Source organism: Amycolatopsis sp. lyj-346, assembly GCF_046548975.1.
Taxonomy (GTDB): Bacteria; Actinomycetota; Actinomycetes; order Mycobacteriales; family Pseudonocardiaceae; genus Amycolatopsis.
On record NZ_JAJPWT010000012.1, the window covers coordinates 305,828 to 318,375 of the forward strand.

At 71.1% G+C, this 12,548-nt stretch carries 13 protein-coding genes; 11 read left to right on the top strand and 2 right to left on the bottom strand.

Annotation, left to right across the window (positions count from 1 at the left end; all coding sequences use genetic code 11):
* The first annotated feature begins 36 nt into the window (after nucleotides 1–36).
* The 5 genes from sucB (at nucleotide 37) to lipB (ending at nucleotide 5,012) form a co-directional block, all read left to right on the top strand.
* Complete coding sequence (gene sucB / locus ACLJQE_RS31425; RefSeq protein ID WP_410643132.1) at nucleotides 37–1,797, top strand: 2-oxoglutarate dehydrogenase, E2 component, dihydrolipoamide succinyltransferase; 1,761 nt, start codon at nucleotides 37–39, stop codon at nucleotides 1,795–1,797.
* 74 nt (nucleotides 1,798–1,871) lie between these two features.
* Nucleotides 1,872–2,759 carry a serine hydrolase gene (locus tag ACLJQE_RS31430; RefSeq protein WP_410643133.1) on the top strand — a complete coding sequence of 296 codons (888 nt, stop codon included), beginning with the start codon at nucleotides 1,872–1,874 and terminating at the stop codon, nucleotides 2,757–2,759.
* 17 nt (nucleotides 2,760–2,776) lie between these two features.
* Entirely contained in the window at nucleotides 2,777–3,652 is an 876-nt protein-coding gene (locus ACLJQE_RS31435; RefSeq protein WP_410643134.1) for a TIGR01777 family oxidoreductase, read from the top strand.
* Complete coding sequence (locus ACLJQE_RS31440; protein ID WP_410643135.1) at nucleotides 3,649–4,272, top strand: phosphatase PAP2 family protein; 624 nt, start codon at nucleotides 3,649–3,651, stop codon at nucleotides 4,270–4,272. Before ACLJQE_RS31435 ends, ACLJQE_RS31440 begins: the two co-directional genes overlap by 4 nt.
* Nucleotides 4,269–5,012, top strand: coding sequence for a lipoyl(octanoyl) transferase LipB (lipB, locus tag ACLJQE_RS31445; RefSeq protein WP_410643136.1), 744 nt, complete (start codon nucleotides 4,269–4,271; stop codon nucleotides 5,010–5,012). Before ACLJQE_RS31440 ends, lipB begins: the two co-directional genes overlap by 4 nt.
* A gap of 58 nt (nucleotides 5,013–5,070) precedes the next feature.
* Here lipB and ACLJQE_RS31450 read toward each other — a convergent pair whose 3' ends face one another.
* Together ACLJQE_RS31450 and ACLJQE_RS31455 are read right to left on the bottom strand one after the other, a co-directional pair.
* Complete coding sequence (locus ACLJQE_RS31450; RefSeq protein WP_410643137.1) at nucleotides 5,071–6,006, bottom strand: LLM class F420-dependent oxidoreductase; 936 nt, start codon at nucleotides 6,004–6,006, stop codon at nucleotides 5,071–5,073.
* A gap of 5 nt (nucleotides 6,007–6,011) precedes the next feature.
* Nucleotides 6,012–6,623 (bottom strand): TetR/AcrR family transcriptional regulator, encoded by a 612-nt coding sequence (locus ACLJQE_RS31455; RefSeq protein WP_410643138.1) that lies wholly within the window; start codon nucleotides 6,621–6,623, stop codon nucleotides 6,012–6,014.
* Between the two features lie 130 nt (nucleotides 6,624–6,753).
* Between ACLJQE_RS31455 and ACLJQE_RS31460 the strand changes: the two genes are divergently transcribed.
* The 6 genes from ACLJQE_RS31460 (at nucleotide 6,754) to ACLJQE_RS31485 (ending at nucleotide 12,184) form a co-directional block, all read left to right on the top strand.
* Complete coding sequence (locus ACLJQE_RS31460) at nucleotides 6,754–7,275, top strand: hypothetical protein (protein WP_410643139.1); 522 nt, start codon at nucleotides 6,754–6,756, stop codon at nucleotides 7,273–7,275.
* Between the two features lie 18 nt (nucleotides 7,276–7,293).
* Nucleotides 7,294–8,244 (top strand): oxidoreductase, encoded by a 951-nt coding sequence (locus ACLJQE_RS31465; protein WP_410643140.1) that lies wholly within the window; start codon nucleotides 7,294–7,296, stop codon nucleotides 8,242–8,244.
* Between the two features lie 25 nt (nucleotides 8,245–8,269).
* Nucleotides 8,270–9,271 (top strand): lipoyl synthase, encoded by a 1,002-nt coding sequence (gene lipA / locus ACLJQE_RS31470; RefSeq protein WP_410643141.1) that lies wholly within the window; start codon nucleotides 8,270–8,272, stop codon nucleotides 9,269–9,271.
* Between the two features lie 44 nt (nucleotides 9,272–9,315).
* Nucleotides 9,316–9,972, top strand: a complete 657-nt coding sequence (locus ACLJQE_RS31475; RefSeq protein WP_410643142.1) for a DedA family protein — start codon at nucleotides 9,316–9,318, stop codon at nucleotides 9,970–9,972.
* Nucleotides 9,973–9,999: 27 nt separating this feature from the next.
* On the top strand, nucleotides 10,000–10,869 hold the full coding sequence (locus ACLJQE_RS31480; protein ID WP_410643143.1) for a patatin-like phospholipase family protein: 870 nt from the start codon (nucleotides 10,000–10,002) through the stop codon (nucleotides 10,867–10,869).
* A 103-nt stretch (nucleotides 10,870–10,972) separates the two neighbouring features.
* Nucleotides 10,973–12,184, top strand: a complete 1,212-nt coding sequence (locus tag ACLJQE_RS31485) for a L,D-transpeptidase (protein ID WP_410643144.1) — start codon at nucleotides 10,973–10,975, stop codon at nucleotides 12,182–12,184.
* The last annotated feature ends 364 nt before the right edge of the window (nucleotides 12,185–12,548 follow it).

Here is a 12,548-nt window from a genome sequence, read left to right on the forward strand (position 1 = left end):
AGACCACGCAGAACTTGGAAGAGGAGTCAGCGAACGATGGCCTACTCCGTCACATTGCCGGAGCTCGGGGAGAGCGTCACCGAAGGCACCGTCACCCGGTGGCTTAAGCAGGAGGGCGACACCGTCGAGGTCGACGAGCCGTTGCTCGAGATCTCGACCGACAAGGTCGACACCGAGGTGCCCTCCCCGGTGGCGGGCACGGTCGTGAAGATCAGCGCCCAGGAGGACGAGACCGTCGAGGTCGGCGGCGAGCTCGCCGTGATCGACGACGGGTCCGGCGGCGTCCCCGAATCCTCCACCCCCGCTCAGGAAGAGCAGCAGGCCGAACCGGAGCCCGAGCCCGAGCCGCAGGCTCAGGAGAGCGCGCCGAGCAAGCCGGACACCGCGCCGGCGGCGGGTGGCGAAGGCACCGAGGTGAAGCTGCCCGAGCTGGGCGAAAGCGTCACCGAGGGCACCGTCACGCGCTGGCTGAAGGCGGTCGGCGACTCGGTCGAGGTCGACGAGCCGCTGCTCGAGATCTCCACCGACAAGGTCGACACCGAGGTGCCGTCGCCGGTGGCGGGCACGGTGCTGGAGATCCGCGCGGGCGAGGACGAGACCGTCGAGGTCGGCGGCGTGCTGGCCGTCATCGGCGACGCGAACGCGGCGCCGAAGGCCGCGTCCAAGCCGGAGCCCAAGCCCGAGCCGAAGCCGGAACCCAAGCCGGAACCGAAGCCCGAGCCCAAGCCGCAGCCGGTCCAGGAGTCGAAGCCCGAACCGAAGCCGCAGGCCGCCCCGGCCTCGGCCGCCACGCAGTCGGCCCCGGCCGCCGCGGCGAAGGACGGCTCGGCGGACGGCCCGTACGTCACGCCGCTGGTCCGCAAGCTCGCGTCGGAGCACGGCATCGACCTCGCGTCGCTGACCGGCAGCGGCGTCGGCGGCCGGATCCGCAAGCAGGACGTCCTGGCCGCGGCCGAGGAGAAGCAGAAGGCCGCCGCCGCCCCGGCTCCGGCCGCTGCCGCTCCGGCCGCTGCCGCCGCCCCGGCGGCGCCCGCCGCACGTCCGGCGGCCCCGGTGTCGCCGGAGCTCGCCGCCCTGCGCGGCACCGTGCAGAAGGCCAGCCGGATCCGCCAGATCACGGCCACCAAGACCCGCGAGTCGCTGCAGATCGCCGCGCAGCTCACGCAGGTCCAGGAGGTCGACGTCACGAAGATCGCCAAGCTGCGGCAGCGGGCGAAGGCGGGCTTCAAGGAGCGCGAGGGCGTCAACCTGACGTTCCTGCCGTTCTTCGCGAAGGCCACCGTCGAGGCGCTCAAGCAGCACCCGAACGTCAACGCGTCCTACAACGAGGACACGAAGGAGATCACCTACCACGGCGCCGTGCACCTGGGCATCGCGGTGGACACCGAGCGCGGCCTGCTCTCGGTCGTGATCCACGATGCGGGCGAGCTGAGCCTGGCCGGGCTCGCGCACCGGATCGCCGACCTGGCGAGCCGGGCGCGGTCGGGGCAGATCAAGCCGGACGAGCTGTCGGGCGGCACCTTCTCGATCACGAACATCGGCAGCGTCGGCGCGCTGTTCGACACGCCGATCATCGTGCAGCCGCAGTCGGGCATCCTCGGCACCGGCGCGGTCGTCAAGCGCCCGGTCGTGATCGCGGACGCCGACGGCAACGACACGATCGCCGTCCGCTCGATGGCGTACCTGCCGCTGACCTACGACCACCGCCTGGTGGACGGGGCCGACGCGGGCCGCTTCCTGACGACGATCAAGCAGCGCCTGGAAGAAGGCAACTTCGAGAGCGAACTCGGTCTCTGAGCGGCTGAGCCGCTGAAGGCCACCACCGGGGCAGCCCGGTGGTGGCCTTCGGCGCATCCGGGGAGGAGGCGGCGATGACCTGGTTCGCCGAACACCGCGACGACGTCTCGGTCGTGGCCGACGACGGACGGTACCGCCTGGCGCACAACGCCGGCGTGCCCCGCGTCCTGGCCTCGACGATCAAGGTCGTCCACCTGCTCGCCTACACGACCGCAGTCGCCGGCGGGCTCGATCCGGCGGAGCCGGTCCGGGTCGGCGACTGGGACGCCTGGCACCCCTTCGAAGGCGACGGTCCGCGTGGCGCGGGCGCGCACCTGCGGGCCCTGACCGCGCTGGGCATCGACTGCGACGAGTTCGGCGTCGCCCGCGATCCCGGGCAAGTCGTCCCGCTCGACGCGATCGCCACGGCGATGATCGCCGTGAGCGACAACGCGGCCCCCGACTACCTGCGGGCCCGGCTCGGCGACGACGCACTGCGGGCCGCGGCGGCGAGCGGCGGCTGGCCCGAACCGGATCTGCGCTGGTTCTGCGGCGAAACCCTCCGTTCGTACTTCCCCGGCGAATCCGGCCTGACCGCCCGCTTCACCACCGATCCCGCGTTCCGGCGGGACGTCCTCGACCGGGTCCGGGGCGAGCCGATCTCCGGCGAGGCGGAGTGGGCGTGGACACGGGGGACGGCCCGGGGCACGGCCGCGGACCTGTTCGCCTTCCACCGCCACCTCGCCGTCGCGGACACCCCGGCCGCCGCGCTCGCGCGGGACAAGCTCGGCGGCAGTGTGCTGTTCAAAGGCGGCTCGCTGCCGCGCAGCCGCGGGTTCGGCCTGTCCGCGGGCGGGGCGACCATCGCGATGTTCTACACCGGAACGGGTTTCCCGGACGTCCCGCTCGCCACGTTCGGCCTGGCGATCCTGTCCGACCTCCCGGCTTTCGGGCGGGACCTGGGCGTGCGGCCCGGACCCTGATGGGCCACGATCGAACCATGCGAGTACTGATCGCCGGAGCGAGCGGCTTGATCGGGTCGGCGCTGGGCGAACGCCTGCGGCGCGAGGGCCACGAGGTCCGCCGGCTGGTGCGGCGCGAAGCGCGCGAGGGCGGCGAATTCCGCTGGGACCCGCCGTCGGGCACCATCGCGAGCGGCGCCTTCGAGGGCGTCGACGCCGTCGTGAACCTGGGCGGCCAGCGGCTGTTCCCCGGCCGGTGGAGCGCGATGCGCAAGCAGCAGCTCACCGACAGCCGGGTCGAGCCGACCGAGGTGCTCGCCGAAGCCGTGGCCGAACACGGCACCGGCGTGCTCGTCAACGCGTCCGCCGTCGGCTACTACGGGCACACGGGTTCGTCCACAGTGGACGAGTCCGCGCCGCGCGGCCGGGGTTTCCTCGCCGAGCTGTGCGAAGGGTGGGAAGCGGCGACGGCGGGAGCCGGGGACGCGCGGGTCGTGCGGATCCGGACCGGGCTGGTCCTGTCGGCGAAGGGCGGGTTGTACGGGACGCTGCGCCCGCTGTTCGCCCTGTGCCTCGGCGGGCGGCTCGGGAACGGCCACCAGTACCTGCCGTGGATCGCCCTGGAGGACGAAGTCGGCGCGATCGTCCACGTCCTGACGCACGACGACGTGTCCGGGCCGGTGAACCTGACCGGCCCGGCGCCGGTGACCAACGCCGAGTTCACCCGGGCCGTCGGCCGCGCCCTGCACCGGCCGGCGCCGTGGTGGGTGCCGGGGATCGCGCTCAAGGCCGTACTCGGCCAAGCCGGTGAGGAGATGGCGCTGTTCGGGCAGCGGGCGGTGCCGGCGGTGCTGGAGCGGTCCGGGTACGAGTTCCGGCACCGGACCGTGGACAGCGCGCTCGCGGCGGCATGACGGTTCCGCTCAAGCGCTGGCTCGTCACCGGTTTCGCGCTGGTGGCGGCGTTCGTGGCGCTCGGGCTCGGCGTCGCCCGGCACCCGCTGCCCCTCGACGCGCAGGTGGCGAGCGCCCTCCACGGCGTCTACACGCAGCCGCTCGGGCAGGTGGCGGAGATCGGCAGCGCCCTCCTCGGCCCGGTGCTCCCGTACCTGCTCGGCATGGCGCTGCTCGCGCTGGCGCTGCGGCACCGGCAGCACACGGGCTTGTGCGTGCGGCTCGCCGTCGTGCTGGTGCTGTGCCGGCTGACCAGCCTGACGGCCAAGCCGGTCTTCCTGCGGGAACGTCCCCGCGACTACCCGGACCTGAGTTATCCGAGCGGGCACGTGGTGTCGGTGGCGAGCACCGGGTTCGTCCTGCTCCTGCTGTGCGCGTGGCTGTGGCCACGGTTGCTCGGGCGCGTGGCGGCGGCCGTCGCGGTGGCGGCGGTGCTGTCGGCGGCCTGCCGCGTCGTGCTGGGCGTGCACTGGGTGACGGACACGATCGGCGCAGTGCTGGCGGTGACCGGTGTCGGGCTGCTCTCAGCCTGCGCCTTGCGGCTGCTTCCCCCGGGTGACGGGCGTAGCCTCGACGGGTGAGTTCTTCCCGCACTTCCTGCCGCGCCAGCACCGAGCCCGTCGACGTCCGCGAGCTCGGCACGATCGACTACACCGAAGCCTGGGAGCTCCAGCGCAGTTCCCTGACGGCCCGGGCGGACGGGACCGCACCGGACACGATGCTCCTGCTGCAGCACCCGTCGGTGTACACGGCGGGCAAGCGCACCGAGCCGGCCGACCGCCCTGCCGACGGCACCCCGGTGATCGACGTGGACCGGGGCGGCAAGATCACCTGGCACGGCCCGGGGCAGCTGGTCGGCTACCCGATCGTCAAGCTCGCCGACCCGATCGACGTGGTCCACTACGTGCGGCGCCTGGAAGAGGCGCTGATCCACGTGTGCGACCAGCTCGGTGTGGCCAGCGGCCGCGTCGAGGGCCGCAGCGGCGTCTGGATCCCCGCCGACGAGCGGGGCATCGAGCGCAAGATCGCGGCCATCGGCATCCGCGTCCAGCGCGGCGTGACGATGCACGGCTTCGAGCTGAACTGCAACGCGGACCTCTCGGCCTTCGACACCATCGTCCCGTGCGGCATCCGCGACGCGGGCGTGACGTCGCTGTCGTACGAGCTGCAGCGGGACGTCACGGTCGAGGCGGTCCTCCCCCTGGCCCGCGACGCGGTCCTGGCCGCCCTCGAAGGCGAGCTCCCGGTCAGCGAGGACCGCTGGCTCACCCGCCCCGAGACCCCAAAGGCGGCGGGCGTCACCTTCGCCCTCCAGAACTGACCAAGCGCCCCAATGTGGCCTTCGGTGCGCTCAACGCACCGAAGGCCACATTGGGGCGCTAGTCCAGCTGCGGCGCGACCTCGGCGGCGACCAGGTCGATCTGGTCCAGGTCCGACAGGTCCATCAGCTGCAGGTAAACCCGCGTCACGCCGGTCTTCTCCCGCCACTGCCCGATCCGGTCCACGACCTCGGCCGGCGACCCCGCCAAGCCGTTGGTCCGCAGCTCGTCGACGTCCCGCCCGAGCACCGATGCCCGCTGGACGACCTCCGCTTCGGACCGGCCGACCGCGATCACCAGCGCCACCGAACGCAGGATCTCCTTCGGGTCGCGGCCGATTTCGGCCGCCGCCGCCTCGACGCGGGCGAACTGGGCCGCCGCCGTTTCGGTGTCGGTGAACGGCAGGTTGAACTCGTCGGCGAACCGGGCCGCCAGGGCCGGGGTGCGCTTCTTGCCGCCGCCGCCGATGATCACCGGCGGGGCCGGGGACTGCGCCGGCTTCGGCAGGGCCGGCGACTCGGAAAGCTTGTAGTGCTCGCCGTCGAACGAGTACGTCGAGCCCGCCGGCGTCTTCCACAGCCCGGTCACGATCTCGAGCTGCTCGGCGTAGCGGTCGAAGCGCTCCTTCAGCGGCGGCAGCGTCAGGCCGTACGCCTCGTGCTCGGCGTCGTACCAGCCGGCGCCGAGGCCGAACTCGACCCGGCCGCCGGACATCTGGTCGACCTGCGCCACGGAGATGGCCAGCGGCCCCGGGTGGCGGAACGTCGCCGCGGTGACCAGCGTGCCCAGCCGGATCCGGCTGGTCTCCCTGGCCAGGCCGGCCAGGGTGATCCAAGCGTCGGTCGGGCCGGGCAGGCCGTCGGCCGAACCCATCTTCAGGTAGTGGTCGCTGCGGAAAAAGGCGTCGTACCCGGCGGCTTCGGTCGCCTTGGCGACGCGCAGCAGGTCGTCGTAGCTGGCCCCTTGCTGGGGCTCGGTGAAGATCCTCAAGTCCACGAAGATCAGCCTATCGAGACATCCGGCTCGGTGCGCCGCAGCCGTACCAGCATGCGGACGATGACGTCCTCGATCTCGGCGCTGACCTTCTTCGGATCGGGCGAACTGGCGATTTCGGTCGCCGCGCTCGACAGCGCGCCGAACAGCAGCCGCGCGGTGACCTCGACCGGCACCGGCTCGACTTCGCCCGCGTCGATCAGCGACTGCAGGCCGGACCGCACGAGCCCGAAGCTGCACCGCTCCTCGGCCTCGCGCCAGCGCTCCCAGCCCATCACGACCGGCGCTTCGTGGATGGCGATCCGCTGGTAGGCGGGGTCGAGGCAGGCGCGGATGAACGCGTTGAGCCCGCCCAGCGCCCGTTCCCACGGCGTACCCTCACCGGTCATGATCTTGTCGAGCCGGTCGTAGACGAGGCTCTCGACCTGGTCGAACGCGGCTTCGAACAGCGCCTGCTTGCCGCTGAAGTGGTGGTACAGCGCGCCCTTGGTCACCCGGGCGCGTTTGGCGATCTCGTCGAGCGAGGTACCCGCGTAACCGCGTTGGGTGAACAGTTCGACCGCGCTGTCGACCAGCGCGGACCGCGTCGACTCGGAGTAGTCGAGTCGTCTGGACCTCATTGTCGCCACCTTCACAACTTTACGCCCGGAACCGCTCTCCATACTCATGGTATGTTCGGCGCGTCAGGTCCGTACCGGGAGTATGCCGCAGACCCGCGGTATGACCCGGGCCACGGAAGGGGAGCCCACGATGAGCTGGACAGACTTCTACCGACGCCAGGAAATCCTCGAAGCGACCGTCCGGCTGGCCGTCCGGAACCCGGGCGAGCCGCTGCCGCTCGAGGAGGTGCCCGGTGCCGAAGAGCACTTCGGCACCGAGGAAAACGTCCTCACCGCCCTGCAGTACCAGTGGACGCGCACGCTGAGCGGCCGCCTGCGCTCCGAGGTCATCGACCCGGACGACGCCGACGGCCTCGGCGACCACGTCGACGCCGTCACCCGCGCCTGGCGCGCCGCCGTCGACGAGCACGCCGACCTGCGCGCGGTCCTCGACGGCGCCTACGAGCGGCACGCGTCGCTGCGCCGGATGCACGAAGGCGAACTGCGGATGCTCGCCGTCACGGCCGGGCTGGCCGACCCGCGCGAGCCCGCCGTCGAGATCGTCAAGGTGGGTCACGCGCTGGAGGCGCTGCTGCGCGCGAACCGCGAGGAATCCGCGCGCCGCCGTCCGGTGCTCGGCCACTTGCGGCGGCTGCTCGCGCCGAGCGCGTAAACGGGGTTAGGTAAGCGCATGACACAGCGCTGGACCGAAGCCGACATCGCCGACCAGAGCGGCCGGACCGTCCTGGTCACCGGGGCGAACTCCGGCCTGGGACTGCGCACCGCCGAAGTGCTCGCGGGCGAGGGGGCCCGCGTGCTCCTCGCCTGCCGGTCCGCCGAACGGGGCGCGAAGGCACTGGACCGGGTCCGCGCGGCCGCCGCCGGCGCCGAACCCGAGCTCGTCCCGCTGGACCTGAGCGAGCTCGCGTCGGTGCGCGCGGCCGCCGCGTCGGTGCGGGAACGCACCGGCGACGCGCTGGACGTGCTGGTCAACAACGCCGGCGTGATGGCCACCGCCCGCGGCCGCACCGCCGACGGGTTCGAGCTGCAGTTCGGCACCAACCACCTCGGGCACGCGGCGCTGACCTGGCTGCTCCTGCCCGCCCTGCGCGGCGGGCGGCACGCCCGGGTCGTCGCGCTGTCGAGCGTCGCCGCGACCGGCGCCCGGATCGACGTCGAGGACCCGAACGCCGAGCACCGCCGCTACAACCCGGCGGCCGCGTACGGGCAGTCGAAGCTGGCGAACCAGGTGTTCGCGCTCGAGCTCGACCGGCGGCTGCGCGCGGCGGGCGACGACGTCCTCAGCGTCGCCGCCCACCCCGGGTACACCGCGACCGGCCTGGGCAGCGGCATGGCGCGGTCGTACACCAACCCGGTCGTCCGCTCGGTCATCGCCGGCGGGCACCGGATCGGCGAGGTCCTGTTCGCGCAGAACGTCCACCAGGGCGCGCTGCCGCAGCTGTACGCGGCCACGGCGGACGGCGTCCAGGGCGGCGACTACATCGTCCCGGGCGGCCTCGGTGGCCTGCGGGGCAACCCGGTCAAGGGCCGGCCCCTGTCCGCCGCGCGCAGCGAGTCGCTGGGGGCCGCGTTGTGGGACGTCACCGCGAAGCTGACCGGCGTCACCCCGGATCCCGCGTAGCCCGGACGGGCGTACGGTTGAGGGCGTGAGTGCAGCGCCTGAAGGCCGGAAGCTGTTGCGTCTCGAGGTTCGCAACAGTGAGACGCCGATCGAGAAGAAGCCGTCGTGGATCAAGACGCGGGTGCGGATGGGTCCGGAGTTCACGGAGCTCAAGGGTTTGGTGCGGCGTGAGGGTTTGCACACGGTGTGCGAGGAGGCCGGTTGTCCCAACATTTACGAGTGCTGGGAGGACCGTGAGGCCACGTTCTTGATCGGTGGGGATCAGTGCACGCGGCGGTGTGATTTCTGTCAGATCGATACGGGTAAGCCTGCTGCGTTGGACACTTCCGAGCCGCGGAAGGTGGCGGAGTCGGTGCAGGCGATGGGGTTGCGGTATTCGACGGTGACCGGTGTCGCCCGGGATGACCTGCCCGACGGTGGTGCGTGGCTGTATGCGGAGACTGTCCGGCAGATTCACGCGCTCAACCCCGGTACCGGCGTCGAACTGTTGATTCCGGACTTCAACGCCGACCCCGCGCAACTGGCCGAAGTGTTCGGCTCGCGGCCGGAGGTTCTTGCGCACAACGTGGAGACGGTGCCACGGATCTTCAAGCGGATCCGCCCCGGCTTCCGCTACGCGCGGTCTTTGGAAGTCATCACGGCCGCACGCGAAGCGGGTCTGGTGACGAAGTCCAACCTGATCTTGGGCATGGGCGAGACGCCGGACGAGGTGGCTCCGGCGATGCAGGACCTGGTCGACGCCGGGTGCGAGATCCTGACGATCACGCAGTACCTGCGGCCTTCTGCGCGGCATCACCCGGTCGATCGGTGGGTGAAGCCGGAGGAGTTCGTCGAGCACTCCAAGGCTGCGGAGGCGATGGGCTTCGCCGGGGTGATGGCCGGGCCGTTGGTGCGTTCGTCGTACCGCGCCGGACGCCTCTACGCCCAGACGAAGGCCCACCGCGGCGAGGTTTTGCCGGAGAACCTGCAGCACCTGACGGCCGAAGGTCCCGCAGCCCAGGAAGCCGCGTCGCTCCTCGCAAGGTGACGTACGTCACCCCACCATCCTTAAAGGATCGGTAAAGTGGCGGAATGGCCCTCGTTTCGGACCTCCTCAACTGGTTGCAAGGACTGCCGGAACCGGGGCTCGTCGCCGCGACCGGCGGCCTGGTGTTCGCCGAGTGCACGATCGGGCTGGGTTTCGTGGCCCCGGGCGAATCCGGGCTGCTCGTCGCCGCGACGACGGCGAACACCGTCCCCCGGTTCCTGGTGCTCTGGCTCGTCGTCACCCTCTGCGCGACGGCGGGTGACGCACTCGGCTACGGCATCGGCCGCCGCTTCGGACCGCGCCTGCGCGAGACGAAGCTGATCCGCAAGTACGGCCAGGAAGGCTGGGACAAGGCCACCGCCGTCCTCGAACGCCGGGGCGCCTGGGCGGTCTTCTTCGCCCGGTTCCTGCCGGTGATCCGGACGTTGACGCCGGCGGCCGCCGGGACGTCCGGGCTGCCGTTCCGCAAGTTCCTGCCGGCCGCCGCGGCGGGCGCGTTCTGCTGGTCGCTGGTCCACATCAGCATCGGTGCGGCGCTGGGCGAAGCCGCGAAGCGCATCGAAGGAGCGTTGAACACGGGCGGTTTGATCGTGGTCGGCGTGCTCGCCGGGGTCGCCGTGTTCTTCCTGCTGCGGCTGAAGAAGCGCAAGGCACTGGCCGCCGAGCCCAAGCCGGAGCCGGAGCCGGAACACGTGCCCTGACCACCCGGGTTTACTACATTCGGCGGTATGAGTCTCGCGGATCTTCCCCGGCCGGTCGGTTTCGTGCTCGGCGGTGGCGGCAGCCTCGGCGCCATGCAGGTCGGCATGCTGCGTGCCCTGAGCGAAGCCGGGCTCACGCCGGACGTCGTGGCCGGCACGTCGGTCGGCTCGCTCAACGCCGCCGTCCTGGCCCGTTCCGGGGAAGACGCGCTCCCGCGGCTGCACGACATCTGGGCGCACATGACGCGGGCCGAGGCGTTCCCCGGCGGCGTGCTGAGCCGCGTCCGGACGCTGACGCAGAGCAAGACGCACCTGTTCCCCAACACCGGCCTGGCCGGCATCATCGCCGACCACCTCGGCGCCGAGACCCGCTTCGAGGACCTCGCGCTGCCGCTCGGCGTCGTCACGACGCAGGTCGACACCGCCGAGCCGCTGCTGATCCGCTCCGGGCGCCTGCTCGAGCCGCTCCTGGCGAGCTGCGCGATCCCCGGCATCTTCCCGCCGGTGGAGCACGACGGGCAGCTGCTCTACGACGGCGGGCTCGTCGCGAACGTGCCGATGCGGCAGGCCCTCGCGATGGGGGCGCAGTCCCTGGTGGTGCTGGACTGCGCGTTCCCCGGGAAGCTGCCGGGCGCGCCGCGGACGTTCGCCGAGGTGATGATGTTCACCGCGATGATCAGCATGCGGAACCAGGCCGTGCTGGAGGCGCCGGTGGCGGCCGCGCAGGTGCCGGTGCTGTACCTGCCGGGCCCCGCGCCGGTACGGGTGAACCCGCTGGATTTCGGGCACACGGAACTGCTGGCGGACCAGGCGTACGCGGCGGCGTGCGAGTACCTCGGCGAGCTTTCGGTGAGCGGGCCGGGGCTTTACGGCGCACCGGGACTCGTCATCACGTGATCCACGTCACGCCGATGCACCGATCCGACGGCAAGAACGTCATCGCTATCGCGTAGTTTTGATGACGAATGCCCGCCGATCCCAATTCCCAAAAAGAGACAATATGCTCCCCAAGAAGATTTTACTTTCGGTGGCCGGAATCCTCGCCGGAGCACTGCTGATTTCCGCGTGCTCGTCCGGTGACGACGGCGGTTCGCCCGCCGGCGGGACGCCGGAACCGGGCTCCACCGCGCCGTCCGACACCTCGGTCGCGGTGACGTTCGAGCCCGCGGGTGGCACGGCGGTGAACCCGGCGACGCCGATCGTCGTCAAAGCGGCCAACGGGAAGCTCCTCGACGTCACGGTGACCAACCCGGCCAAGGGGAAGACGGTCGCCGGCCGGCTCGCGGCCGACGGGTCGAGCTGGACGTCCAGCGAGCCGCTCGGCTACGGCACGACGTACAAGATCGTCGCGCACGCCCAGAGCAGTAACGGGAAGCCGGTCGAGCAGGACAACCAGATCACGACGCTGTCGCCGAAGAAGCAGGCGAACGCCAACCTGATCCCGGCACCGTCCGCGGTGGCGAGCACGGGCGTCGGCGTCGGCCAGCCGATCGTGTTCAGCTTCGGCAAGGTCGCCGTCAAGAACAAGGCGGCGGTCGAGAAGGCGTTGACGGTCGAGTCGACCCCGAAGCAGGACGGCGGCTGGTACTGGATCGACGACTCGAACGTCCACTACCGGCCGAAGGAGTACTGGCAGGCCGGCACGACCCTGAAGGTGACGGCGAACATCTACGGCGTCGATTTCGGCGGCGGGGTGTTCGGCGCGGAGGATCGTACGGAAACGTACAAGGTGCACGATTCCTGGATCGCGAAGGCGGACGGGAACAGCGAGCAGATGCAGATCTTCCACAACGGCGCCATGGTCAAGTCGATGCCGATTTCGATGGGCAAGGACGCCACGCCGACGCATTTGGGCGCGCACGTCATTTCGGACAAGCAGGCCAATTACACGATGGACTCGTGCACGTACGGCGTCTGCCCGCCGGACCCGAAGGCGTACCGCTCGAACGAGAAGTGGTCGTTGCGCATTTCCAACGACGGCGAGTTCGTCCACGAGAACCCGAACAGCGTCGGCCAGCAGGGCAGCTCGAACGTGTCGCACGGGTGCATCAACCTCAACGACGCGAACGCCCAGTGGTTCTTCCAGAACATGGGCCTGGGCGACGTCGTGGAGGTCACCAATTCCGGCGGCCCCCAGCTCCCGGTCTGGGACCTCTACGGCGACTGGTCCAAGTCCTGGGCCGACTGGCAGGCCGGCTCGGCCATCAAGTAACCACCCACCTTCCGCCGGGGGGTCAGGAGCTCCGCTCCTGACCCCCTTCTTCATCCCCCGACCCTCCCGGTACGCCACCCGACCCTCCAGGTACGCGAGTCGACCCTCCAGTCACGCGAGTCGACCTTCCAATCACGCGAGTCGACCCTTCAAACACGCGAGTTCCGTCTTCAATCACGCGAGTTCCGGGTTTGATCACGTGAGTTCAGTGCCTGCTCACGCCGGGGGCGGGCGGCGGGGGGGTGTCCCTATGTGGTTGTCAAGCCGCGGCTGGGACGGGAGCTGGTTCGGGGTGGCGGTAGTGGGTGCCGTTGCGGAGCATCGCGTAGAGGACGTCGCAGCGGCGGCGGGCCAGGCAGATCAG

Bases quoted from the DNA above. Each gene is read 5' to 3' on its own strand.
- ACLJQE_RS31435 (WP_410643134.1), top strand. From the start codon at position 2,777: ATGCGAGTACTGATCGCCGGAGCGAGCGGCTTGATCGGGTCGGCGCTG.
- ACLJQE_RS31475 (WP_410643142.1), top strand. From the start codon at position 9,316: ATGGCCCTCGTTTCGGACCTCCTCAACTGGTTGCAAGGACTGCCGGAA.
- ACLJQE_RS31455 (WP_410643138.1), bottom strand. From the start codon at position 6,623: ATGAGGTCCAGACGACTCGACTACTCCGAGTCGACGCGGTCCGCGCTG.
- ACLJQE_RS31460 (WP_410643139.1), top strand. From the start codon at position 6,754: ATGAGCTGGACAGACTTCTACCGACGCCAGGAAATCCTCGAAGCGACC.
- sucB (WP_410643132.1), top strand. From the start codon at position 37: ATGGCCTACTCCGTCACATTGCCGGAGCTCGGGGAGAGCGTCACCGAA.
- ACLJQE_RS31465 (WP_410643140.1), top strand. From the start codon at position 7,294: ATGACACAGCGCTGGACCGAAGCCGACATCGCCGACCAGAGCGGCCGG.
- ACLJQE_RS31430 (WP_410643133.1), top strand. From the start codon at position 1,872: ATGACCTGGTTCGCCGAACACCGCGACGACGTCTCGGTCGTGGCCGAC.
- ACLJQE_RS31440 (WP_410643135.1), top strand. From the start codon at position 3,649: ATGACGGTTCCGCTCAAGCGCTGGCTCGTCACCGGTTTCGCGCTGGTG.
- ACLJQE_RS31480 (WP_410643143.1), top strand. From the start codon at position 10,000: ATGAGTCTCGCGGATCTTCCCCGGCCGGTCGGTTTCGTGCTCGGCGGT.
- ACLJQE_RS31485 (WP_410643144.1), top strand. From the start codon at position 10,973: ATGCTCCCCAAGAAGATTTTACTTTCGGTGGCCGGAATCCTCGCCGGA.